Raw genomic sequence first — 21,463 nt, forward strand, 5'->3', positions numbered from 1 at the left:
GCCCCCAAAAGTTGGGGGTTGGGGGGGGCAAAAGGCAACATTTTGAGGTTGAGCAGGCGATATGTATACACAGTAGGTTCATAGAAGAGAGGCGGCAACTTAAAATAGAGGTGGCTTCAATAACAAATGTAAGGGGGAGCGGGTTAATGCCAATTATTGCCGTTGTAGATTACGACATGGGAAACCTGCACTCTGCCTGTAAAGGTCTGGAGAAAGCTGGGGCGACGACGAAAATTACCGATTCACCAGCAGACATTGAGCAGGCGGATGCTGTAGTTCTACCAGGCGTGGGAGCATTTGACCCTGCTGTGCAACATTTGCGATCGCGTGGACTTGAGGAACCGATTAAAAAAGCGATCGCTAGTGGTAAACCCTTTCTAGGCATTTGCTTAGGCTTACAAATTCTTTTTGACGGGAGTGAGGAAGGTACTGAACCGGGATTAGGAATTGTTCCCGGAATGGTACGTCGCTTTCGCTGGGAACCAGGAATTACCGTTCCTCACATGGGTTGGAATGAGTTGGAATTCAATCAGCCGAATTCTCCGCTTTGGCAGCAGTTATCCGGCACTCCACGAGTCTATTTCGTCCATTCCTACTATGTTGACCCAGTTGACCCCAAAATTCGCGCAGCAACTGTTACCCACGGTAGCCAAACAGTAACGGCTGCGATCGCTCGTGACAACTTAATGGCAGTCCAGTTTCACCCGGAAAAATCTTCCACAGCAGGGTTGCAAATCTTGTCTAATTTCGTGGCTCAAGTCAAGACGGCTGTTCTAGTGTAAATGAGAATCTACGGCAATCGGCAACTAAAGACTTTACCAGGTCAAGATACCCGCCCGACGCTAGCACGGGTACGAGAGGCAGTCTTTAATATCTGGCAAGGTACGATTGCTGATTGCCGATGGCTTGATTTATGTACTGGTACAGGTTCAATGGGTGCGGAGGCACTGTGTCGGGGAGCATCCTTGGTTGTGGGAATTGAGAAGTGGGCAAAAGCCTGTGCCGTTATTCAGCAGAACTGGGAACAAGTAGCTCAGCCTGAACAGGAGTTTCAGGTGATACAAGGGAACGTTGTTGGGCGATTAAAAATATTAGCAGGTCAGTCGTTTGACTACATTTACTTCGACCCACCCTATGCGAGTGACTTGTATCAGCCAGTCCTAAAAGCGATCGCTCAGTACCAGTTACTCGATGCTGAGGGTGAACTAGCCGTAGAGCATAGCCCAAACAATCGACTAGAAATACCACTTCCCAACCTAGAAATCTGTAGGCAGAAAGTCTACGGCAATACTGCCTTGACTTTCTATCGTCGCTGATGAAGAAGAGAGGGAGTAGGCTAGTGCAGTGTGGCGGAAATAACTATCCAGTTGAAAAAGGTTAAAAAGCTTACCTTACAAGCAATATTCCTTCTGCCTCCTGCCTCCTGCCTTCTTGCACTAGGGAGTAGGGAGTGGATAGAACCTCGTTTTGCTGTTTAGTGCAAGTTCCAGATTCTTGCCCTACTCCCCATTCCCTATTCCCTACTTATTGATACCTAGCTGGTCGCCACGCTTGTACTGCATATAGGCAGCGAAAAACAGTCCAGCAAGGGTAACTGGGATTAAGCCAAGGACAATCCCTGAAAGCAGCGGTTCTACCACGTTTGTTCTCCTACATTAATAAGTTTTTTTGCTTGTTTCTCATCGTACTAGCTCTCACGCCGCAACAGCTACAGACTGAACTGAAAGAATTAGCTGCATTGTGAAAGCCAAAATTCAACCGTAGTGCAAGTTTAGACTTGCTTACTCATTCTGTAAATTTTAAGCTATGTTTATTAATCGACATACTTTTCGACAAGCCGTTACGTTATCACCTTACTCGTATAACAAAATCGGTTTTTCGTTTCATATCGACAAAAAACGCTTAGTAAATTCTTAATTTGACAGGAGTTCGTTTGGAGAACCAGCTTGCCCATCCTGAAATCCTAATCCGGCGGATTACCTTAGTGGTGCTTGCGGCGCTGCTAACAATCGCTATAAGCATCTTAGGCTTCCACCTAATTCAGACTTCAGACCCTTACATCCAAAATGTCTTGTCACTAGATGGCGATTCACTGCGAGGTCGTGCGATTTTTCAAATCAACTGTGCTGGTTGTCATGGAATACAAGCGGATGGTCGGGTCGGCCCAAGCTTGCAGCATGTTTCTCAGCGAAAGTCCAAGATCAACTTGATTCATCAGGTGACAAGTGGCGAGACACCACCAATGCCGAAGTTCCAGCCTAGCCCTCAGGAAATGTCAGACCTTTTAAGCTACTTGGAAGATTTGTGAGGATTGGTTGAGTAGCCCTGTGTCTTGGTTAAGGCGCGTAGGTGGTAGGTTTTAGGGGAAAAGCTATGGCGCTCTCCTTGGAAAGATTAGGGTTTTGGGGAGATTCAAAGAAGAGCAGGGCATACCTGTAAACCTATTACCTAAGACCTAAAACCTGTCACCTAACTAAACTGTTGAGCATAGAATCGAGCATAGCGATCGCCTTTCTCTAAAAGTTCTTCGTGGGTTCCCGATTCCACGATTTGTCCTTGCTCTACAACAAGAATACGGTCAGCACGGCGCACAGTTGCCAGTCGGTGAGCAATGATAAAAACCGTGCGCTCTTTCATAATCCGCTCTAAGGCTTCTTGTACCAAGGCTTCGGATTCGGAATCTAAAGCAGAAGTCGCTTCATCAAGGATGAGGATACTGGGGTTGAGAAGAACAGCCCGCGCGATCGCAATTCGTTGTCTTTGCCCTCCTGATAAATTCACGCCTCGCTCCCCTACCCAGGTGTAATAGCCTTGGGAAAACTGAGTGATGAACTGGTGAGCATTCGCAATCTTAGCGGCTTCCTGAACGTCTTTAAGGTCAAATTCAGCTTGACCGAAGGCGATGTTTTGGGCGATCGTGCCAGAAAATAGTGTGGTTTCCTGCGGGACAATGCCAATTTGCCGCCGCAGACTCTTTAGGGTGACATCCTGAATATTTATTCCGTCAATGAAAATTTCACCCGATTGAGGGTCATAGAAGCGGGGCAGTAGATTGACTAGAGTAGTTTTACCAGCACCCGACGCACCAACTAATGCGATCGCTTCTCCTGGTTGTGCTAATAAACTTAAGTCTTTCAGCACAGGTTCATCTGCCTTGTAGGCAAATGACACATTCCGATACTCAACTTTACCCGTAACGCTTGGCAAGACACTCGCACCTGGTTTTTCCACCACCGTTGGCTGAATCGCTACCAGTTCAAATATGCGATCGACCGATGCCTCACCTTGCTTGAATTCGTTGTAGTTGCTGGTGATATGGGCAATCGGGTCAATAAGTAGCAATGCCGCAGCAACAAATGTGGCAAATTGTGCGCCTGTGAGGTTCCCCATAGAAATTTGCCAACCACCCAGGAGAAACAGCAGCAAAACACTCATCGCATACACAAATCCCACAACTGGGTTCTGAATCGCCCTCAGCCGTTCAGTTGCATACTTCGCTTGACGGTTTTCTTCTGCTTCTTGAGCAAAGCGATCAATCTCAAACTCCTCAGCCGCAAACGCTTGCACAAGGCGAATCCCACTAAACACCTCTGTCAGCAAAGCCGATAAGTTAGAGATGTGATTTTGACTGCGGCGGGAAAACTTCAGCATCTGTTCACCAAACCAGCCAATCAAAACACCCATCAACGGCGCAACGATGAATGTTGCCAGCGTTAGCTGCCAGTTGAGATAAATCATGTAACCCAGCAACACAATTAGCTGCAACACACAAGGGGTAAAGTCATGGAAGACTTTATTGACTACCTCACCAACCCGGTCAATATCTTCAGTGAAGCGGTACGTTAAGTCGCCTGTCTGGACAGTTTCAAAATAGCTGAGGTTGAGGCGTTGGATGTGGGCATAGACTTGCTTGCGTAAGTCTAAGGCGACAAACAGGGCAGCTTTTGCCATCAGGGTGTCTTGCCCATACATCAGGATTTTCTGGACGAGAAAAACTAGGACAAGGCTTCCAGCTATCCGCGCAAGCCCTAGCATATTGCCTTGTCCAATTAAACTGACCAGTTGCCCTGCTAGTGCGGCTTGTAGGGGCCAAAACACTGTAACACCTAGCGTGCAAACAAATGCCTGAGTAATGGTTTTCCAGTGAGGGCGAATATAAGGCAGTAGCTGCCAGTAATTAGAGCGCGTTTTCAAGAGGTAACGTCCAGAACAACATTTTCTTTTTTTGACGCTACCAGTTTTTAAGCTGTTTCTGAGCTTCCTTGTTTTTAGAAAGTACCTTAAACCCACCGTGAACTTAAGGATACTATTGGCGAATTCGGAAGACCTAACCCCCCAGCCCCGCAACCCTCGCAGTGGGTTGGGGGAGTCCGGAAGCCCCTCCCCGAAGCAGAGAGGGGCTTGGGGAGGGGTCACACACGAGAGCTAATTGATCAACAGTATCCTTGAGTCCCTGGTGGATAAATGCTCAGGTACAAGATGTAAAGTTCACCTTCCATTCAGTGGCATCTGAGCAAAATGCTCCTGCACTGAGTCGTCAATGAAGCGATAGCAGCCACCCTCCCGTTTCAAGAATCCCAGTTCAACGGCATGGTCAAGGAACTTAGCATAATTCCAAGGGATAGCCCCACTCTGCTTTAGAATCAAGCGCAGCACAAAATGTTGAAGGCAAGCTAAACCTCCAACATAGATGCCAAAAAACACTCCATTCCCGATTCCGTCAATTAGTAAATCACGAGGTTCCAAAGGTTCTCCCATCGCCAATAGGACTCCAACATAAAGTAGTACCCAGGCTACTCCACCAATAACTGTAAAAATTCCTGCATTTAGACCTGATTCTCTAATTCCTTGATTATTGACAGTTGTATTATCGAAGTCTGGAACCATTAGTCCCCAAATTAGTCCTTCGATTAGCCCCCAAACTAACGAATCAGCCATTCCTAAAATGAGTCCTTCAATTCCCCAGATTAACCAGCAAATCAGGGCATCAATCAGCCCATAAACCAGTCCCCACCACAGCCCTTCAATCACAGAACTCAGTAACTGAGCTTTGGCAAATTCAAGAGAAAATTTAAGACGATTAACTGGGAAAATTTCTTGAGTACGCCCTAAAATCAATCCGTAAGTGATGCCACCAATACTTGCTCCAATGAGTCCCGTCGTTCCCACGTAAATCAGCGCCACTATCAGCCCAGTTATCAGTCCTATAGAAATCTGATAGAACCACTTTTGTTGGGGAGTTCCTAACCAGGAAGATTGCATTCTTTCAATCAGAAACTCTTTAGCTTTGTCTTGTTTGAGCTGACGAGCAAGCCGAGCTAGCCAATAATAGGTTTGTTGTAGGCTGGGTTCAGTTCCTGGTAGATAGATTGGATTGTGAGCGTTGGGAACATCTAGAGGTGGTAAGGTGCCTCTGAGCAAGTCTTGTTCAAACGCTTCAATGAGGGGCTGACTGGAACTGAGTGGGGTATCGAGTTGACCATCGGATTTTGACATAGTTGGAGCTAACTCGGATTAGCTATCTGCAAAGCGTGGCTGATCTGAGTGTAAATCCCTACTCCAATTTTGTGACTTCTAAGCCTGTGATGAGAGGGCGATCGCTCTTTTGGCTTTGGCAACCTCACGCTCCAACTCTTCCCGTGTCTGTGTCGGAAACGGTGATATGTCACTGGAGTCAGCAAATACTCTAGGCATCTTGCTGTTGCTCTTGCCAAATTGCCTGCCGTTCTGTTTCTATGCCCTCCAGCAAATCACTTAAACCTACGCCTTCCTCTTCCATAAGGGCAACAATTTTATCTGCCAACTGGGGAACTTGGGGTTGTTTGGGGGTGAGTAAGACTAGAGGAACGCAACCGCCTTCTGCTTCGGTAACACCGATTTTAAGCAGTGTCAGCATCTGTCCCTCAGTAACATTAAGGTACTCCTGCACAGCATAGTTACTGATAACGTAAAGATTAAGATGCATTAAACCCAGTCCACAGGTAAACCAATGCAATTAGAAGATTATTTTGACTTTCTATCGCCAGATGACATCCGCCTGAAAGGACACCGCATCGGCATTGATAATGTGCTTGATTATTATTTGGAAGGATATTCACCAGAAGAGATTGCTGCTAATCTACCTACTCTGAGCTTAGAGCAGATTTACGGGACGATTACTTACTATTTGCATAATCAGGCTGATATAGATGCCTACCTATTACGTTTGGCGAGATGGCGCGAACAGCGTTATCAGGAATCGTTAGTCAATCCTTCACCGTTGGCGCAACGTATAATTGCAAAAAAGCAAGAGCGAGCTAAAGAGCGAGGAAATCCTTTGTGAAGGTACGTTTCTTGCTTGATGAGAATTTGTCATCTCGGCTTAAGGTAGCTGTCCTGCGTCTAAATCCTGTGATCGATATCTTGCGTGTGGGCGATCCTAATGCACCGCAACTAGGAACACTCGACCCAGATATATTAGGCTATCTGGAGTTATCGCAACGGCTTTTGGTAACAGACAACCGTACCAGTATGCCAGACCATCTGGAAGCACACTGGGCAGATGGCGGGTACATTTGGGGGTTACTTTGGGTACGTCCCAAAACATCAATAGGGCAGTTGGCGGAAGAACTTTTTGTGATTTGGGAGACGACTGAAGCTGAAGAATGGAGAGATTATGTAGATTGGATTCCGTTTCAGGGACAAGTTTAATTGCTTGAAGCGTTACAAGAAGCGATCGCAAGCGAATGGCGTTTTGAATGGATGAGGGGAGATGCGATCGCAAAAATTAGCCGCTAAACTTCGAGAATTGGATGTTGACCCGGATGAATTGTAAGTGCGATCGCTCTTTTCTATAATGCGATCGTCCAAAAATCTAAGGATTCTTTCTACTCTTGTGCAGCAAGCAGAGTCTCCTGGTATAGCTGTTGACTTATGCGTTTACCTTGGGCAATAAGAGCGTCTAGCACTTCTTTAACGCTAGGAATCAATCCTTGATCTTTGGCAAGTAACAGTGTGCCGATTGTACCGATAACGGGTAAGTTTCGAGACAGCGCCACTCGACGCGCCGCTAAATCATCTATCAATAGCTGATCTACACCTAACTCCTCAGCAAGGATAATCGCGGCACATTCACCCAAGTCAAGCTGGATACCATCTTGAAGAATAGGTACATTCTCAGCATTGGTAATTGAGCGCACCTCAATCCAAGTTGCTGATTGTACCGCACTTACTGCTGGATGCGTTCCGGTGGTTACTTCGTTGTAAACTTCTTCAGGGATGATGACTTGCCCAAAGATATCCCTCAATAAATTTAGCTGTCCAACCTTTGCCAATTCACTCAGGGGTGTGGTGTCTGAAACAACGATCACTTGGAATATTTCTCCAAGGTACGCTTGGCTTTGGCAACCTCACGCTCCAACTCTTCCCGTGTCTGTGTCGGAAACGGTGATATGTCATACACATCCATTAGGTCGGAAAGTTGCCAGCGATCAATGCCTAGAAGTTTTGCTGCCCGTCCTGCGCTGATATCACTATGTCGTAGCAGTGTCATCACATAGGCTTCCCGTGCTTTGCTTTCTGCTTCTAACTTGTGTGCTTCAGGGATTTCAGGAATAACTACTGTGAACTTGACTTCAGTCTCTGGTTGTTGCGTCTGCATCTGGAGGGTAGTGGTTGTTGGCTGTGTTGAGCTTGCTCTTATGTTGACTATATGTCACAATTAATGAACATGACTATAAAGCTTAAGATGGAAGCAAAACAACTGTCTCTTTTTTCTAATGTAGAGGAGCAAAATCTTGCATCTAGGCAGAAGACAGCAAAGTTAGGACGTTACGAACGTATCCAACGTGAACTAGAGACAGGTGAGTGCGATCCTTACAAAACATTTGTTGAAATTAGTTCGCTGCCCACACCTCCCTCCAACTATACATTTGTCGATCTTTTCTGCGGTGCGGGTGGAGTGACACAAGGTTTAGTCCAAGCAGGATTTCAACCTGTAGCAAGTGTTGAAGTGAACCCAATAGCATCAGCAACACACAAAAGGAACTTTCCACAATGTCATCACTTTAACGGTGATATCGAACAATTTAATCCAATAGACTGGCTTAATCAAATTGGTTCGCCTGAAGTTCATTTGGTTGTAGGGGGTCCTCCGTGTCAGGGATTCTCAGTTGCAGGAAAGCGCAACCCTGATGACCCTCGCAATCGTCTATTTCGTGAATTTGTAAGAGTCGTTTCAGAAATACGACCGTGGTATGTTGTTATGGAAAACGTGCCGGGGATTCTTACCATGCAGAAAGGGGCTGTTAAGAAAGCCATTTGTGAGGCATTTGAGGCAATTGGTTATCCTCATGTTTCTATTGCAATTCTTGAATCTGCTGCCTATGGAGTCCCGCAAATTCGCCCACGAGCCATTTTTATTGCCAACCGATTTGGCATGAAGAACCCATATCCAAAAGCTCAACTGTTGCCTCATCAATACAAACCGATTGAATCAGCAATTTCTGACCTTCCTGAGTGGACACCACTACCAGAAATTAATCATGAATGGACTCGGCATTCACCTAAGTACATGGAACGAATTGCTAAAGTTCCACCAGGCGGTTCTTTGTATAAAACTTATGTCGATGCCTTCAAGCGTCAATATCCTGGAAAACCTAGTATGACTGTCAAAGAGAATCATGGTGGTACTCATATTCACCCATATCTTAACCGTGTTATTTCAGCCCGTGAAATGGCTAGATTACAGACATTTCCAGATTCATTTGTTTTTGAAGGTTCTATGAAGAAAGCTATGTGGCAGATTGGTAATGCTGTGCCGCCTCGTCTAGCAGAGTGTATCGCTTGGGCGCTTATACCGTACTTAACTGATATTGCACTTAATATCCAACGTGGAGATACTGTTAATCGTCCTTTGCAGACTCAGCTAATCTTTGATTGAGAGCATCACGCCAAGCCTCAAAATTATACCAACCACATCCAATACATCCTTCCTCAGCCTCAGTACCGCGCTGATGTATAGAAGCCCAATCTTCACCGCCTTCATACCAAAACCTTATGCTAAAAGGTGTCCCTCTTTTCCCAGTTTTAATACAGCGTTCACAACTTCTCGATTTCAGAAGATTGTGATTACCAGAAGAATCCTTCTTTAGCAATTGAAATTTTTCCTTAATTTCATCCTCATTTATTGAGGTAAGATGTGGTGGCTCATTACTTCCCCAACGCTCCATGGGAAACCGATGGTCAATGACTAACTCATGGGTGGCACGTTGCCTTTGTTCGATTACATCTGTATAAGAATAAATTTCCAAAATTCTTCTTACTAAAGAGTTTGGTATTTTAGCAGCAGAATTTGCTGATTTTATCTCTCCTGTCCAGTGGTCTTGTTTGGTTATACGCTGGCAATTATTACAAGGTCTAGACTCTGATTCGATAACCAAACCAGGACGATTTTTACTACCACGTTGCAAGCCTTGAATGCCCCCACCTCCAGCATATTGCTCCGAGGCTACTTGTCGGCCCTCACACCTGCGGCAATGCCATGCTCGATCCGACAAAAGGTTAAAGACTTTCAGTTGCGTTGGGGCTGTTTGAAGTTGAGCCTTGATTTGAGAAACTAGATTTTCACTCACTTTGAATTCAAAACTCGTTTTCTAGATTATTGAGAAGGTCTGACACTGTTGTGTTTAAGCCACTAGCAAGACTTACAAGAGCAGTCAAAGAGGGATTTCGTACTCCGCGTTCCACCCCAGATATGTAGGTACGGTCTAAGTTAGCGCGTAGTCCCAGTTCTTCTTGTGAGATGCCAAGCTTAGTCCGGCGCTGCCTCACGAGGTAGCCTAAGGCACAAAGGATTTTGCCTTTTGCTTTTTCCATATACTGATTTTCAATGTCTACGGACTATCAGTCTACGGACGATGTGTCACATAGATTATCGCCCTAGCAAACCTCAATGACTAAACCTAACGTCTCAACCAATTGTGAAGAATCCCCTTGTGCCGAGAGAGCGATCGCTTCTGCTGGATCGATAAAATTTAGGCAGCAATGATCCAACCCTGCTTAAATTTGACTGTTCCCTATCTTCCCCTATGATCGGCAATCTACCGAACGTCAATGCTCTACGCGCTCGCCACACTGGCTGGGATAAACCAACCCCGCAAAATCTCAAAGACATTGGCACCATTGAGTTTTTCTGGCGGAATTTGTTCGAGGCAATCTTCTATCCCAACCAGGATAACTGACAACAGCAGTGGCAACAACTTTACGATCTAATTCTTGAACGGTGTCCCAACAACGATGAGCGTTACACCACCCTTATCTACCTAGAGAAGGTCAAGAAAACGCTCAAAAGAGACGAGGATCGGACAAAGCACTGGAAATCAGTGTTAATTTACCTGGAAAATACAAGAGATTGGGCAAGAAAATCGATTATTCGTGCCTAAGCGTTGGTCTTCTTCTGATTACCTTCTTGTTTACCCACCTAGCTAAAATGCGATCGCTTTCTTAGACCCCTATTCAAGGAGACGAAGCGATCGCATTAGTCAATCAATAAAACCCGACAACTCAAGCCGCAGACGCTCTCAGCCCTCTACTCCAACTATCAAGATCAGCCAAAGCGCGATCGCGATACATCCCATATCGCTCTTGCTTATTCTTAATTCGCTTACCCAGTTCTGGCAGAATTCCAAAATTCGGTGGCATTGGTTGGAAATGCTTCGGTGATGCCGAACTGATAAAGTCAAACAGCGCACCCATCATCATCGTAGTTGGCAGCGTTACAGGCTCCAATCCTAGTACTAACCGCGCTGCATTCGTCCCTGCCAGCCAACCCCCTGCCGCTGCTGCTGTATAGCCTTCTGTACCCACCAGTTGACCTGCCGCTAGCAAAGTTGGGCGTTTTTTAAATTGCAGCGTCGGGTGCAATAGCTGAGGCGCATTCAGGAACGTGTTGCGGTGCATCACACCCATCCGGACAAACTCCGCTTCCTCCAAACCTGGAATCAGCCGAAATACCCGTTTCTGCTCACCCCAGCGCAGATTGGTTTGGAATCCCACCATATTCCAAAGTTGACCCGCCTTATCTTCCTGTCGAAGTTGTACGACAGCATAGGGACGCTGGGATTGGTTTTCTGGAGCGCGAAAATCTCCCTTTCGAGCATCAAATAACCCCACTGGCTTCAAGGGACCATAGCGCATCGTATCTTCGCCGCGCCGTGCCATCTCTTCAATTGGCAAGCAACCCTCAAAGAACTTAGCCGTTTCTTGCTCAAAATCTTTCAATTCCGCTTTTTCGGCAGCACATAATTCCTGCCAGAAGTGCAGATACTGCTCTCGATTCATCGGACAGTTGAGATAAGCCGCTTCGCCCTTATCGTAACGCGAGGCAAAAAAAGCAATCTCACGATTAATTGATTCTCCTGTGACAATGGGACTTGCCGCATCAAAAAAGCTGAAGTATTCCATGCCCGTGAAGCGTTGCAAGTCTTCAGTTAAAGCAGGGCTAGTTAGAGGACCAGTCGTCAGAACAACAACTCCCTCAGTAGGAATTTCCTGAACTTCTGAGCGACGCAACTCAATCAAGGGATGAGTCGCAAGCGTTTGCGTTAAGTTGTGGCTAAACACTCCTCTATCTACCGCTAGTGCGCCACCCGCAGGAACCGCGTGTTCATCAGCCGTGCCGATAATTATAGAGCCAAGGCGACGAAGTTCTTCGTGCAACAAACCCGCCGCGCGATCGCTTGAGAGGGCACCAAAGGAATTACTACAAACCAGTTCCGCCAGTTCCTCGGTGTGATGAGCAGGGCTTTTTCTTAAGGGGCGCATTTCATGGAGTACCACTGGCACACCCGCCTTAGCAATCTGCCATGCGGCTTCTGTACCAGCTAGTCCACCACCAATTACATGAATCATTTGCTTCTCCATCATTCATCCTCCTCGTCTCTTGCCCCGTTCAAGGAAGTATTCTTGCCTTGCTACTTCCTCCATGGTCACTTGTTGAGGTTGGCGCTTGTACTCCCAAGACGTTTACTTTTCTTGTTCTTCTACCATGCCAGGGTCGATCAGTGTAATGTCAAATGGATCAAGTGGTCCACTCTTGCGATTGTTGCGTTTGAGTAAATAATAGGTAACACTTACCCCAGGCCCAAACACAACCTTGTCCTCATTTTTGAGGTCATAGCTTTGAATTTTGCGTCCATGAATTACGATACCATTGGCACTGAGTTGACCTTGAAGATTGCCATTGACAATTTGGTAGTAGTAGTTTCCGTCATCACGCTGTTGCCGGACTAACGTGGCATGTCGGCGAGAAACAAACAGTGAAAAGAGACGAATATCACATTCAGCGTCTCTCCCAATGGAATATACCTCTCCTCCCAAGGGAATTTCTTTCCGTCCCTGGTCATCTTTCACAATCAACCAATGAACCTCTTGCGGTTCTGAAGGGGAGATTGGCTTTGTAGTTGAACCAATAGGTGAAAGATTGTGTTTCGAGTGATGGAAGTGAGAGGTTTCGGCTTCAGGCATTTTCACAATCCTTGGCTTTACAGGGTTTGAATAAAACGTCAAGCGACTTCTCGTGACGAAGTGAAGTTTTGCAGGACAAAAGATTGGATGGCTGACAGTGCAACTTCGACAATTGAGCGCAGAAGACTGCCTATATGCGCTCAATTGAAGAGCATTAGTTCACGAAATCTTAGAGACGCAACCCTGAGTTTTGAATTAGATTAGCTTAACCATCTTCCATGAAATGCAACTTGAATACACATTAGCTTAAATGACTTTTTCTCCCTTGAGGTAGAACTTTACGAATGTGCAACCTAAAAGACGAATAGCTAATTACGCACTAGTCCTCAGCCTCCTAAACATTTAACAGCCCAGTGAGCGTACCTGGTGGCGGTAAAATGATACTTACTAAAATCAATAGAGCCAGAAATCCTACTAGATCACGCCAGTTGTCAAGTTCTGAGACATCGTTTAAGGCTGGTTCATCTGCGACTGGCAGGAATAATAAAATAATCGCCAACGTTAATAAATCTGACTCCTGCAAGGCAAGTACCAGCACCAGCAGGCGGGTAATCTGACCAATAGTTGCACCCGTTCTCTGTCCAAACATAGCATGGACGATGTGACCTCCATCAAGTTGCCCCACTGGCATCAACTTCAACGCGATCGCGATTAAACCGACATAGCCTGCCACTGCCACAGGATGCAAATTAATTGCCATTGTTGGCGTTAATTCATTACCTAATGCCAACTTACTGAGTAGGGTTAGCAAGAAGGAAAATCTTGGATTAAGGGATTCAAAATTTAACAGTCCTGAGGCATCTGAAATTGGAACGACTCTGGAGTGGATAAGCCCCCAAATTAAAATCGGTAAGGTGACAATCAACCCGGCTAAGGGTCCAGTAATCCCAACATCAAATAAGGCTTTACGATGCGGAACAGGCGATCGCATCTGAATAAATGCGCCAATTGTCCCTAGGGGAAAGAATTGCATTGGAGGCAACGGGATAAAGTAGGGCAGCGTTATCCGCATTTTGTACAGCCTTGCTACCCAGTAATGACCCAATTCATAGACACTCAAGATTGCTATCAGTGCTAAGGCATAAGGGAACCCTTTCACTAAAGTCGAGGGGTTAAGCTCTTTTTCAGTAAGCCCCGCAATCAGTGCGCCTCCCATTGTGGTGGTCAACAAGGTAGTCAACAGTAACCCCAACGCCAAAATTGGGCGCGACACAGGTTCCGACTCAGTCCCTACCTTGGCTTGAGTTTGCGTATTCGGAACTAAAGCAAAGAAGGGAGTCCCATTCAGGCTTTCTTGAAAAATTACAAAAAAGCGATCGCCAAATTCGGCTTCAATATTTTGCCGTACTGTCTGATAGGCTGCCTCTGGGCTTGTGCGTAGCTTTCCTCGACACAAAACAGCTTGGGGACGATACTCAACATTCTGAAGATAGTAAACTCCCCAGGGAAAGCAATTTCTAAGGTCAGTTTCTTCCTGTTTGCTAATTGGGCGTAGCGCTGACTCTTCACTCGCTATTGGAACTGTTGGTTTTGGCGTTAATGCTGGAGGTGTTGTCTCTGTTCCCTGAGTTGCTGGAGGGGTAGAATCGCGGCGTCCCCACTGAATCAAGAACCAGTACAACGGCAGGCAAATCACGAAAGGTCCAAATACAAGGGCAGGTGGCATCGGTGCATCTTCATACAGCTGATTCCATCCACTCCAGACCAGTGCAGGAGTCATCATTACCAGCCACAATAACCAGACTGGTGTCCGGGTAATGCTTGCCACACTACGCTGGACGATGAAGTAAGTGATAATGCCTAGTAGAATTAGGAGCAACAGTTCCATGATGATAGATCACAATTGGTGTAATGGAGCGATCTTGACCAAGAGGGGAGGATTTTATAGTAGATGCCTTGTTCCGTATAGGCACTGGCACCATGAGGCATAAGTCAAGATAAGCAAGTAGGCGCAATCAAACAGAACTTATCGTTTTGGGGACTGTGGGCTAGTGAGTAGTGGCTGGGTAAAGTTTCCCAAGCTTTAATCACTTAAACCAGCAATGTTTATTTCCAACGCTCTACTTAGTTCTTCTTCGGAATATCAATTGCCCCCTACTGGGCAGCATTTTCTTCCCCTCTCCCTCATCTCCCACTCTCTCCATCTTTCATAAAGGTTAGTACCGTTCACTCAAACTACAGGCAGACAAGCATTGTGCAACCTGATTTCCCCGAAAAGGGCAATATTACTCCTCCTCAAACCCCACCGTCAAATCTGCAACCTGCTGTACTCAAACCACCACGCCCTGTCCTAGAAACAATTTTCGCATTTCCACCCAATCGCGATACGTTAGGTGGTACGGCATATCTTATTGTAGGAAATTCCGCCAATCTCCTGATCGATTGTCCGGCGTTGAATGAAACCAACGAACAATTCATTCGACAACAAGGGGGAGTGTCCTTACTATTCCTAACTCATAGAGGTGGCATTGGGAGAGCGCAGGAAATTCAGAAGATGTTCGGCTGTACTATTGTGGTTCAAGAACAAGAAGCTTACCTGTTGCCGGGACTAGACGTAAGTCCCTTCCAATACGAGTTTACTCTCACTCCCAACTGTAGCGCTATCTGGACACCGGGTCACTCGCCAGGTTCTTCTTGTCTTTACTTCACCTGTGCAGGTGGTGTTCTGTTTTCTGGGCGTCATCTATTGCCAAATCGACAAGGCAAACCAGAACCTTTACGCACTTCAAAAACCTTTCATTGGCGAAGGCAAATTCAAAGTGTGCAGTCCTTAATTGAGCGCTTTACACCGACAACATTGCATTACATTTGTCCTGGTGCTAATACAGGAAGTTTGCGAGGCAAAGGCGTAATTGATCAGGCGTATGAGCAACTAACTCAACTGAATTTAGCAGCTTTGCGACATACTCAACCTTTGCTTTGAAGCTTTTCTGACATCTTTGAAGCTAACAACACGTTAACCTCATCCCACGCCCTTAATGACGTGGGAATTCAGTTTAGCGGGACAACAAGCTTAGTTACTTACAGCATCAGCCACTACGGAGTTGGATGCCAGAAACTCTATAGCTGCTTGATATTGACCATCTGCTGTTGTGCCGACTTGATTGAACGTTATTTGTTCTAACGGCACCTGAAAGTCTGGGGTGATGCCTAGTTTATGAATATCATGGTGGTTTGGTGTTTCGTACTTGGCAACAGTTACGGCTAATCCTGACCCGTCTGATAGGTCAAATAATGACTGGATTAAGCCTTTGCCAAAGGTTTTTTCACCAACTAGTTTAGCTCTCCCGTTATCCTGTAATGCTCCAGCGAGAATCTCACTAGCGCTGGCACTTCCTTGGTTGACTAAGACTACTAAAGGGTCTTCCGTTAGTGCCGGGCCATTGGCTTCAAAACTACCTAGCATTCCCTGTCGGTTAACGGTATAAACAACTGTTCCCTTATCCAACCAGAGACGAGCAATTTCGATACCAGCTTGCAACAGACCACCGGGATTATTTCGTAGGTCAAGGACATAAGCATCTGCGCCCTGTTCTTCGAGTTGATTAATCGCGTCAGCGACTTCAGTCGGGGCATTGGCACTGAACTGGGTCAGGCGAATGTAACCAACTGGGGTACTACCAGGGTGGGTATCTAAGACGGCATAAACTGGGTTGAGAGCGATGCGATCGCGTACCAGTTCGATTGACTTTGGCTTCCCATCATCACCTTGAATTCTCAGAGTAACCGTCGTACCAATGGGGCCGCGCATCCGAGAGGCGGCTTCATCGAGAGTGAGTTCTGAAGTTAGTACACCATCAATTTCCAGGATGCGATCGCGTGGGCTAATTCCCGCCTGATCAGCGGGTGACCCAGCAATTGGGGCAATTACTTCTAATTCTCCCGTCTCAGCATCCAGAGCAATTTGTAGTCCTACACCCGATAGTTCTCCGGAGGTATTGACCTGTAAACTGCGATACTGGTTGGGCTTCAAGAGTCGCGTGAAGGGGTCGTCAAGACTCTCTAGCATTTTTTGAATCGCTGCATAGGTCGCTTCGCGATTATCTAGCCGCTGTTTCAACGTTTTTTCTCGTAATGCCCACCAATTTTGATCATTAAACGTGTCATCTATATACGCTTGAGAGACGATTCGCCACGCTTGCGAGAAAATCTTTTGCTCCTCTGTAAAAGCAGATGCTGGTGCTGTCCACCATGCCGATGAGAAGATGATTTGGCAGATTAGTAAAACTCCAACCCAGAAAGCTCGTTTGTGCATGACTAAAATTTTCACTTCAGGCTTTAATTCCCTAAATTGTCAGTGTGGCAGAGCCTAGGGACGACGCGATCGCGTGAAATCAACTACCGTAGACTGTTGACGGTTCACCGTTCACACCTCAACATCAACCGTCAGTCGTCAACAGCATCCCCTCTTTAGTAACCCTTAAGGTACAGGTCGAAGGCAAGCTATTAAGAGTTACGGCACCGCAACGTCTACCTCTGACAAGCTATGTTACATTTCTTGTATAGCGGACATCAAACCGGGTCAGCGTTCCTGATCAGATTTGTGTAAGCTCAGCTTTATTGGTGTGTTTCCCCTCACCCAAAGCCATAATCAATTTCCTCGGTGGCAGAGTGCCGCTTGAGGGTTAACTACGTCAAAAACAGCAATATCCTTTTAGGAATTCTGGCTTCATGTTTTCAAAGCAGATAACCGACTCAAAAGCCTTCAACTGGTTTGAGGAGCGTCTAGAAATTCAGGCACTTGCCGACGACGTTACCACAAAGTATGTACCTCCGCACGTTAATATTTTTTACTGCCTGGGTGGGATTACTCTCGTTTGCTTCCTAATCCAGTTTGCTACTGGGTTTGCAATGACCTTTTACTATAGACCAACGGTCACCGAGGCATTCTCCTCCGTGCAGTACTTAATGACGGAAGTCAACTTCGGCTGGCTCATCCGCTCTATTCACCGCTGGTCTGCCAGCATGATGGTGCTGATGATGATTTTGCACACGTTCCGTGTCTACCTCACTGGCGGTTTCAAAAAGCCTCGTGAGTTGACTTGGGTGACCGGTGTAATCCTGGCAGTAATCACGGTTTCTTTTGGTGTTACCGGTTATTCGCTGCCTTGGGATCAAATCGGCTATTGGGCTGTCAAAATTGTCTCTGGTGTTCCTGAGGCAATTCCTTTTGTCGGTACTTTTATGGCTGATCTAGTACGCGGTGGCAGTAGCGTTGGTCAAGCCACCCTAACTCGCTACTACAGTGCTCACACCTTTGTTCTACCTTGGCTGATTGCGGTCTTCATGCTGTTACATTTCATCATGATCCGCAAACAAGGTATTTCTGGTCCCTTGTAAATTAACACGTTGCAGTTAGCGATTAGCCCTTACTTGTCTATTGTCTTTCCTGATAATCTTCTGCTAAGAGCTAAACGCTAACTGCCTCCTGCTTGCTGATCTTTTCTTTGTTGATTAAGGAGAATAATCTACGATGTCAATTCTCAAAAAGCCGGATCTAGCTGATCCAAAATTACGTGAAAAGCTTGCCAAGGGAATGGGTCACAACTACTACGGTGAACCCGCTTGGCCAAACGACCTTCTTTATACCTTCCCCATCGTCATTATGGGGACGATTGCGCTGTGTATTGGTTTGGCGGTGCTTGACCCAGCAACGGTTGGTGAACCAGCCGATCCGTTCGCAACACCTCTAGAAATCCTTCCTGAATGGTATTTATACCCAGTTTTCCAAATTCTACGCACGCTACCGAACAAACTGTTGGGTGTTGCTTGCATGGCTGGCATTCCTTTGGGTATGATTTTGGTTCCCTTCATTGAGAACGTGAACAAGTTTCAGAACCCATTCCGTCGTCCTGTAGCGACTACAGTGTTCTTGATTGGCACCCTTGTTACGATCTGGTTGGGTGTTGGCGCAACCTTACCAATCGACAAATCCCTGACCTGGGGTCTGTTTTAAGAAAGCGATCGCTCACCTCAATGCCTGTTGATGTTTTAGCTGTACGGATGTACTGCCAAAAGACATTAACAGGCATCAGTTTTTTGTAAGTTCTGAGTATCAACGTTTAAAAATTAGAGGGTGAGGGGAAGCACCCTTCATCATTCATGCTATCAAATTTGTTAGTCAATTCAAATTGAAAACATTCCTCTATATTTATTTTTATTAATATTCTTCTTTATACCTATTGAGGTAGCATTAAATTAGCGATACATAACTACCTCAGTTGGAAAACTATCCTACTTGAGAGGGAGCTGCTCTACAAAAAGCTCAGGGTGTCTATGCAAAATCAGCATCACTAGTATCCGTGCAGAATTTACTAAAAGCCACTTGATGGGAGTTTACAGAGCAAGCTAAGTTTTTTTGCTCTTATCTTTAGGTTAATAGTAATTATTTAAAACAATCGGTAATATGGTTGTTTACTTTTCAATTTCTAGTAAGCTGCTGTAAGGTAGGCTCAGCAAAAAGTCGAGCAAAGGGATGTTATTATTTGAGCGCCTCAAAGTCAAAAGCGATCTGAATGTCATCACTGACTTAAACGGATGGTTTGCACAAAATTGTTCAAACTATATCTCTCGGATCAACAGATCTTCTCATTCATTCGCTCACTTGAATTTAGCTCTGACAGAAGGATTTACTAATGCTGTTCGCCATGCTCATCACAAATTACCCTCCGAAACAGCAATTGAAATCGAGCTAGCTATCTGGGATGAGCGGATAGAAATTCGTATCTGGGATTATGGAGAGCCTTTTGATCCAAATAATTTAGTGGAACCTATGCCAGGAACTCTCTGCATTGGTGGGTATGGGTGGTTTCTGCTTAGACGCCTTGCTGATCACGTTATCTATGAACGCTGTCAAGATGGTAGGAATTGTCTATTGATTTGCAGTAGCCTCTAACTTGAAAATAAGGCAGAGGGCAGAAGGCAGAAGGCAGAAGGATTTTCATCCATTTGTTGTGAGCTTTCGTCTCATGGTGTCTAAGTTGAAGATAGGTGTTAGGTAGTAGGGAAGAAGAATTTTCATCGCAACGTTCGTGAGTAATCCCCATGAAAGTCTATCTTAAACAGTTAGGAAATTTGGAGGTCAGACGATTAAAGGCACAACTGACCACATCTTTATTTTTCTAGAAATTTTTAAGTGTGAAGGAGGCATTCAGTCCTATGTCAAAGATATTTTACAAGCCTACTTGTCCCTAACTTCTCAAACAGGACAAACTACAGCTGAGGTGTTTTTGCTCAGGGATAGTCCTAACTGCGAAAATCCCTTGGATACCTACTCACTTAAATTTCATTACCTGGAAACTCGGCTACCTCTACTAGGCCGTTTGAGGTTAGCCGTGGCACTTGGTTGGTGTTTGTGGCGGCGATGTCCTAGTCATGTTTACTGTGGACATATTAAGCTAGCACCACTAACTCAGCTATTGTGTCAATGGCGGGGTGTTCCCTATACAGTATTGACCTATGGGAAAGAAGTTTGGTATCGCTTGCCAAATCGTGAACATAGTGCCCTAGCAGCAGCGACAGAAATTTGGACAATTAGCCGTTATAGTCGCGATCGCCTTTGTGCGGCTAATGACTTGGATACCCAGAAAGTCCAGATGTTGCCTTGTGTAGTGGATGGCGATGTCTTTACCCCTGGCTCTAAGTCACCCGAATTAATCGCACGCTATAGTATAGCGGGTGCCAAGGTGCTGATGACCGTAGCGCGACTGTGGTCGGGTGATATTTACAAAGGTGTCGATGTTACCATTCGAGCAATACCTGCGATCGCAAAAGTTTTCCCGAATGTTAAATATCTAGTCATTGGTCGTGGCGATGACCAACCAAGACTAGCACAATTGGCGAAAGATTTGGAAGTTAGCGATCGCGTTATCTTTGCGGGTTTCGTCCCCACCGCCGATCTTGTAGAACACTACCGCCTTGCTGATGCCTACATCATGCCCTCCCAAGAAGGCTTTGGCATTGTCTATCTAGAAGCAATGGCTTGCGGTAAACCAGTACTGGGGGGTGATGCTGATGGTTCCGCTGACCCTTTACAGGATGGGCATATTGGCTGGCAAGTCCCCCACAGAGACCCCGAAGCGGTTGCTTCTGCTTGTATCGAAATTCTTAAAGGCGACGATCAGCGCTGTAATGGTCAGTGGTTACGAGAACAATCCCTTACCCGATTTGGGAAAGAAGCACTCACTCGGCAGTTAAAACAGTTTCTAAATAGGGGGAATGGGGAATAGGGAATAGGGAATGGGGAACTTCCTTGTTAAGGATTAAGCACCATGAGACGCCTCACGAACGTTGAAATAAAAATTCTTCTCCCCCTGCCTCCGGGAGCCTCCTCTGCTCTTCCTACCTATTTTCTTAGAGGAGGGTTGTTGACAAAGACTCTTGAAATTCCCAATTCCCAATTCCCAATTCCCAATCTCAGGTAAAGACGAATCTGAACTAGGATGGAGATATCTCCATACCGTCATGAAATCTTCGTTACTGTGAACCAGGACATCCCTAAAACTTTTCGGCTTAACCTATCTGGCATGGGCTGTTGGCTCACGCTCTTAACAACGTTTTTGTTGCTAGGAGCGGTTGGCTTGGGCTGGGTGGTCAACGGGTTCTTGATTCTGATTGGATTAGTACTGATTTCACCTGTAATTGGGTGGTTTGTGTTTCGCTGGTGGTTGAGACGCAATCTCGTTGAAGATAAGTGCCCAGTTTGTACCTATGAGTTTACTGGGTTTAACCAAACGGAATGTCAATGTCCCAGTTGTGGAGAACCCCTACGAGTCGAACAGGGGCATTTTAACCGTTTGACACCTCCCGGTACGATTGATGTTGAGGCAGTAGAAGTATCAGTTAAGCAGATTGAAGATTAGCAATTAATCGTTAGTAGGCTTCCCACTAACGACTAACAACCAACAACTAAGGTGATTTCCGAGAAAAAGCTTACCGCTGAGATCAGGTAGTAGGATTC

The 21,463-nt window shown here is 45.9% G+C and carries 26 protein-coding genes; 13 read left to right on the forward strand and 13 right to left on the reverse strand.

The annotated features are described in order from the left end of the window. Nucleotides 1-146 precede the first annotated feature (146 nt). Both hisH and rsmD read left to right on the forward strand, forming a co-directional pair. A complete protein-coding gene (hisH, locus tag AC5JL3_RS08715) occupies nt 147-782 on the forward strand; it encodes an imidazole glycerol phosphate synthase subunit HisH (RefSeq protein WP_496074114.1) in 636 nt (211 codons plus the stop codon). Further along, entirely contained in the window at nt 783-1,316 is a 534-nt protein-coding gene (gene rsmD / locus AC5JL3_RS08720) for a 16S rRNA (guanine(966)-N(2))-methyltransferase RsmD (protein WP_496074115.1), read from the forward strand. Between the two features lie 204 nt (nt 1,317-1,520). Here the strand turns inward: rsmD and petG are convergent, their stop codons facing one another. Further along, a complete protein-coding gene (petG, locus tag AC5JL3_RS08725; RefSeq protein ID WP_192219129.1) occupies nt 1,521-1,640 on the reverse strand; it encodes a cytochrome b6-f complex subunit V in 120 nt (39 codons plus the stop codon). A gap of 278 nt (nt 1,641-1,918) precedes the next feature. Between petG and AC5JL3_RS08730 the strand changes: the two genes are divergently transcribed. Further along, a complete protein-coding gene (locus AC5JL3_RS08730) occupies nt 1,919-2,308 on the forward strand; it encodes a c-type cytochrome (protein WP_242058515.1) in 390 nt (129 codons plus the stop codon). A 161-nt stretch (nt 2,309-2,469) separates the two neighbouring features. Here AC5JL3_RS08730 and AC5JL3_RS08735 read toward each other — a convergent pair whose 3' ends face one another. From AC5JL3_RS08735 to AC5JL3_RS08745, 3 genes are all read right to left on the reverse strand, one after another. After that, nucleotides 2,470-4,194 carry an ABC transporter ATP-binding protein gene (locus AC5JL3_RS08735; RefSeq protein WP_496074116.1) on the reverse strand — a complete coding sequence of 575 codons (1,725 nt, stop codon included), beginning with the start codon at nt 4,192-4,194 and terminating at the stop codon, nt 2,470-2,472. Nucleotides 4,195-4,488: 294 nt separating this feature from the next. Further along, the gene (locus AC5JL3_RS08740) at nt 4,489-5,496 is read right to left on the reverse strand and encodes a hypothetical protein (RefSeq protein WP_496074117.1); all 1,008 of its coding nucleotides are present in this window, start codon (nt 5,494-5,496) and stop codon (nt 4,489-4,491) included. 190 nt (nt 5,497-5,686) lie between these two features. Continuing rightward, a complete protein-coding gene (locus tag AC5JL3_RS08745) occupies nt 5,687-5,965 on the reverse strand; it encodes a hypothetical protein (protein WP_496074118.1) in 279 nt (92 codons plus the stop codon). A gap of 24 nt (nt 5,966-5,989) precedes the next feature. Here AC5JL3_RS08745 and AC5JL3_RS08750 point away from each other — a divergent pair, with 24 nt between their 5' ends. Both AC5JL3_RS08750 and AC5JL3_RS08755 read left to right on the forward strand, forming a co-directional pair. Beyond that, entirely contained in the window at nt 5,990-6,322 is a 333-nt protein-coding gene (locus AC5JL3_RS08750; RefSeq protein ID WP_496074119.1) for a DUF433 domain-containing protein, read from the forward strand. Beyond that, nucleotides 6,319-6,690, forward strand: a complete 372-nt coding sequence (locus AC5JL3_RS08755) for a hypothetical protein (protein WP_496074120.1) — start codon at nt 6,319-6,321, stop codon at nt 6,688-6,690. The genes AC5JL3_RS08750 and AC5JL3_RS08755 overlap by 4 nt, the downstream gene beginning before the upstream one ends. A 12-nt stretch (nt 6,691-6,702) precedes the next feature. On the opposite strand, the gene AC5JL3_RS08760 is transcribed toward AC5JL3_RS08755, so the two are convergent. From AC5JL3_RS08760 to AC5JL3_RS08770, 3 genes are read right to left on the reverse strand one after another with little or no spacing between them, the layout of a single operon-like run. Further along, entirely contained in the window at nt 6,703-6,849 is a 147-nt protein-coding gene (locus AC5JL3_RS08760) for a hypothetical protein (RefSeq protein WP_496074121.1), read from the reverse strand. 17 nt (nt 6,850-6,866) lie between these two features. Continuing rightward, nucleotides 6,867-7,349: a PIN domain-containing protein gene (locus AC5JL3_RS08765; RefSeq protein ID WP_496074122.1), complete on the reverse strand. Its 483-nt coding sequence runs from the start codon at nt 7,347-7,349 to the stop codon at nt 6,867-6,869. Further along, nucleotides 7,346-7,639 carry a UPF0175 family protein gene (locus AC5JL3_RS08770; RefSeq protein ID WP_496074123.1) on the reverse strand — a complete coding sequence of 98 codons (294 nt, stop codon included), beginning with the start codon at nt 7,637-7,639 and terminating at the stop codon, nt 7,346-7,348. The genes AC5JL3_RS08765 and AC5JL3_RS08770 overlap by 4 nt, the downstream gene beginning before the upstream one ends. A gap of 87 nt (nt 7,640-7,726) precedes the next feature. On the opposite strand from AC5JL3_RS08770, the gene AC5JL3_RS08775 reads away from it, so the two are divergent. Then, a complete protein-coding gene (locus AC5JL3_RS08775; protein ID WP_496074135.1) occupies nt 7,727-8,920 on the forward strand; it encodes a DNA cytosine methyltransferase in 1,194 nt (397 codons plus the stop codon). On the opposite strand, the gene AC5JL3_RS08780 is transcribed toward AC5JL3_RS08775, so the two are convergent. Both AC5JL3_RS08780 and AC5JL3_RS08785 read right to left on the reverse strand, forming a co-directional pair. Further along, nucleotides 8,883-9,449, reverse strand: a complete 567-nt coding sequence (locus AC5JL3_RS08780) for a restriction endonuclease (RefSeq protein WP_496074124.1) — start codon at nt 9,447-9,449, stop codon at nt 8,883-8,885. The two genes, AC5JL3_RS08775 and AC5JL3_RS08780, sit on opposite strands and share 38 nt — an antisense overlap. Before the next feature lie 169 nt (nt 9,450-9,618). Next, nucleotides 9,619-9,855, reverse strand: coding sequence for a helix-turn-helix domain-containing protein (locus AC5JL3_RS08785; protein WP_496074125.1), 237 nt, complete (start codon nt 9,853-9,855; stop codon nt 9,619-9,621). A 212-nt stretch (nt 9,856-10,067) separates the two neighbouring features. Here AC5JL3_RS08785 and AC5JL3_RS08790 point away from each other — a divergent pair, with 212 nt between their 5' ends. Further along, entirely contained in the window at nt 10,068-10,220 is a 153-nt protein-coding gene (locus AC5JL3_RS08790) for a hypothetical protein (RefSeq protein WP_496074126.1), read from the forward strand. Nucleotides 10,221-10,542: 322 nt separating this feature from the next. On the opposite strand, the gene trmFO is transcribed toward AC5JL3_RS08790, so the two are convergent. From trmFO to AC5JL3_RS08805, 3 genes are all read right to left on the reverse strand, one after another. Then, the gene (gene trmFO / locus AC5JL3_RS08795) at nt 10,543-11,904 is read right to left on the reverse strand and encodes an FADH(2)-oxidizing methylenetetrahydrofolate--tRNA-(uracil(54)-C(5))-methyltransferase TrmFO (protein ID WP_496074127.1); all 1,362 of its coding nucleotides are present in this window, start codon (nt 11,902-11,904) and stop codon (nt 10,543-10,545) included. 99 nt (nt 11,905-12,003) lie between these two features. Beyond that, complete coding sequence (locus AC5JL3_RS08800; protein WP_496074128.1) at nt 12,004-12,504, reverse strand: FHA domain-containing protein; 501 nt, start codon at nt 12,502-12,504, stop codon at nt 12,004-12,006. A 334-nt stretch (nt 12,505-12,838) separates the two neighbouring features. Next, on the reverse strand, nt 12,839-14,332 hold the full coding sequence (locus AC5JL3_RS08805; RefSeq protein WP_496074129.1) for a site-2 protease family protein: 1,494 nt from the start codon (nt 14,330-14,332) through the stop codon (nt 12,839-12,841). Nucleotides 14,333-14,758: 426 nt separating this feature from the next. Here AC5JL3_RS08805 and AC5JL3_RS08810 point away from each other — a divergent pair, with 426 nt between their 5' ends. Beyond that, nucleotides 14,759-15,427, forward strand: coding sequence for an MBL fold metallo-hydrolase (locus AC5JL3_RS08810; RefSeq protein ID WP_496074136.1), 669 nt, complete (start codon nt 14,759-14,761; stop codon nt 15,425-15,427). 90 nt (nt 15,428-15,517) lie between these two features. On the opposite strand, the gene ctpA is transcribed toward AC5JL3_RS08810, so the two are convergent. Then, complete coding sequence (ctpA, locus tag AC5JL3_RS08815; RefSeq protein ID WP_192219135.1) at nt 15,518-16,759, reverse strand: carboxyl-terminal processing protease CtpA; 1,242 nt, start codon at nt 16,757-16,759, stop codon at nt 15,518-15,520. Between the two features lie 416 nt (nt 16,760-17,175). Here ctpA and petB point away from each other — a divergent pair, with 416 nt between their 5' ends. The 5 genes from petB to AC5JL3_RS08840 all read left to right on the forward strand — a co-directional run bounded on the left by petB (nt 17,176) and on the right by AC5JL3_RS08840 (nt 21,365). Further along, on the forward strand, nt 17,176-17,844 hold the full coding sequence (petB, locus tag AC5JL3_RS08820; RefSeq protein ID WP_496074130.1) for a cytochrome b6: 669 nt from the start codon (nt 17,176-17,178) through the stop codon (nt 17,842-17,844). Between the two features lie 133 nt (nt 17,845-17,977). Then, a complete protein-coding gene (gene petD, locus AC5JL3_RS08825; protein WP_496074131.1) occupies nt 17,978-18,460 on the forward strand; it encodes a cytochrome b6-f complex subunit IV in 483 nt (160 codons plus the stop codon). Nucleotides 18,461-18,979: 519 nt separating this feature from the next. Next, nucleotides 18,980-19,399 carry an ATP-binding protein gene (locus AC5JL3_RS08830; RefSeq protein ID WP_496074132.1) on the forward strand — a complete coding sequence of 140 codons (420 nt, stop codon included), beginning with the start codon at nt 18,980-18,982 and terminating at the stop codon, nt 19,397-19,399. A gap of 439 nt (nt 19,400-19,838) precedes the next feature. After that, nucleotides 19,839-20,732, forward strand: a complete 894-nt coding sequence (locus AC5JL3_RS08835) for a glycosyltransferase family 4 protein (protein ID WP_496074133.1) — start codon at nt 19,839-19,841, stop codon at nt 20,730-20,732. 252 nt (nt 20,733-20,984) lie between these two features. Then, nucleotides 20,985-21,365, forward strand: coding sequence for a hypothetical protein (locus AC5JL3_RS08840; protein ID WP_192219139.1), 381 nt, complete (start codon nt 20,985-20,987; stop codon nt 21,363-21,365). Nucleotides 21,366-21,463: the final 98 nt, after the last annotated feature.

It is taken from the genome of Symplocastrum torsivum (assembly GCF_059505465.1).

Bases quoted from the DNA above. Each gene is read 5' to 3' on its own strand.
- hisH (WP_496074114.1), top strand. From the start codon at position 147: ATGCCAATTATTGCCGTTGTAGATTACGACATGGGAAACCTGCACTCT.
- rsmD (WP_496074115.1), top strand. From the start codon at position 783: ATGAGAATCTACGGCAATCGGCAACTAAAGACTTTACCAGGTCAAGAT.
- AC5JL3_RS08740 (WP_496074117.1), bottom strand. From the start codon at position 5,496: ATGTCAAAATCCGATGGTCAACTCGATACCCCACTCAGTTCCAGTCAG.
- AC5JL3_RS08745 (WP_496074118.1), bottom strand. From the start codon at position 5,965: ATGCATCTTAATCTTTACGTTATCAGTAACTATGCTGTGCAGGAGTAC.
- AC5JL3_RS08750 (WP_496074119.1), top strand. From the start codon at position 5,990: ATGCAATTAGAAGATTATTTTGACTTTCTATCGCCAGATGACATCCGC.
- AC5JL3_RS08770 (WP_496074123.1), bottom strand. From the start codon at position 7,639: ATGCAGACGCAACAACCAGAGACTGAAGTCAAGTTCACAGTAGTTATT.
- AC5JL3_RS08775 (WP_496074135.1), top strand. From the start codon at position 7,727: ATGGAAGCAAAACAACTGTCTCTTTTTTCTAATGTAGAGGAGCAAAAT.
- AC5JL3_RS08785 (WP_496074125.1), bottom strand. From the start codon at position 9,855: ATGGAAAAAGCAAAAGGCAAAATCCTTTGTGCCTTAGGCTACCTCGTG.
- AC5JL3_RS08790 (WP_496074126.1), top strand. From the start codon at position 10,068: ATGATCGGCAATCTACCGAACGTCAATGCTCTACGCGCTCGCCACACT.
- trmFO (WP_496074127.1), bottom strand. From the start codon at position 11,904: ATGATGGAGAAGCAAATGATTCATGTAATTGGTGGTGGACTAGCTGGT.
- AC5JL3_RS08800 (WP_496074128.1), bottom strand. From the start codon at position 12,504: ATGCCTGAAGCCGAAACCTCTCACTTCCATCACTCGAAACACAATCTT.
- AC5JL3_RS08805 (WP_496074129.1), bottom strand. From the start codon at position 14,332: ATGGAACTGTTGCTCCTAATTCTACTAGGCATTATCACTTACTTCATC.
- ctpA (WP_192219135.1), bottom strand. From the start codon at position 16,759: ATGCACAAACGAGCTTTCTGGGTTGGAGTTTTACTAATCTGCCAAATC.
- petB (WP_496074130.1), top strand. From the start codon at position 17,176: ATGTTTTCAAAGCAGATAACCGACTCAAAAGCCTTCAACTGGTTTGAG.
- petD (WP_496074131.1), top strand. From the start codon at position 17,978: ATGTCAATTCTCAAAAAGCCGGATCTAGCTGATCCAAAATTACGTGAA.
- AC5JL3_RS08830 (WP_496074132.1), top strand. From the start codon at position 18,980: ATGTTATTATTTGAGCGCCTCAAAGTCAAAAGCGATCTGAATGTCATC.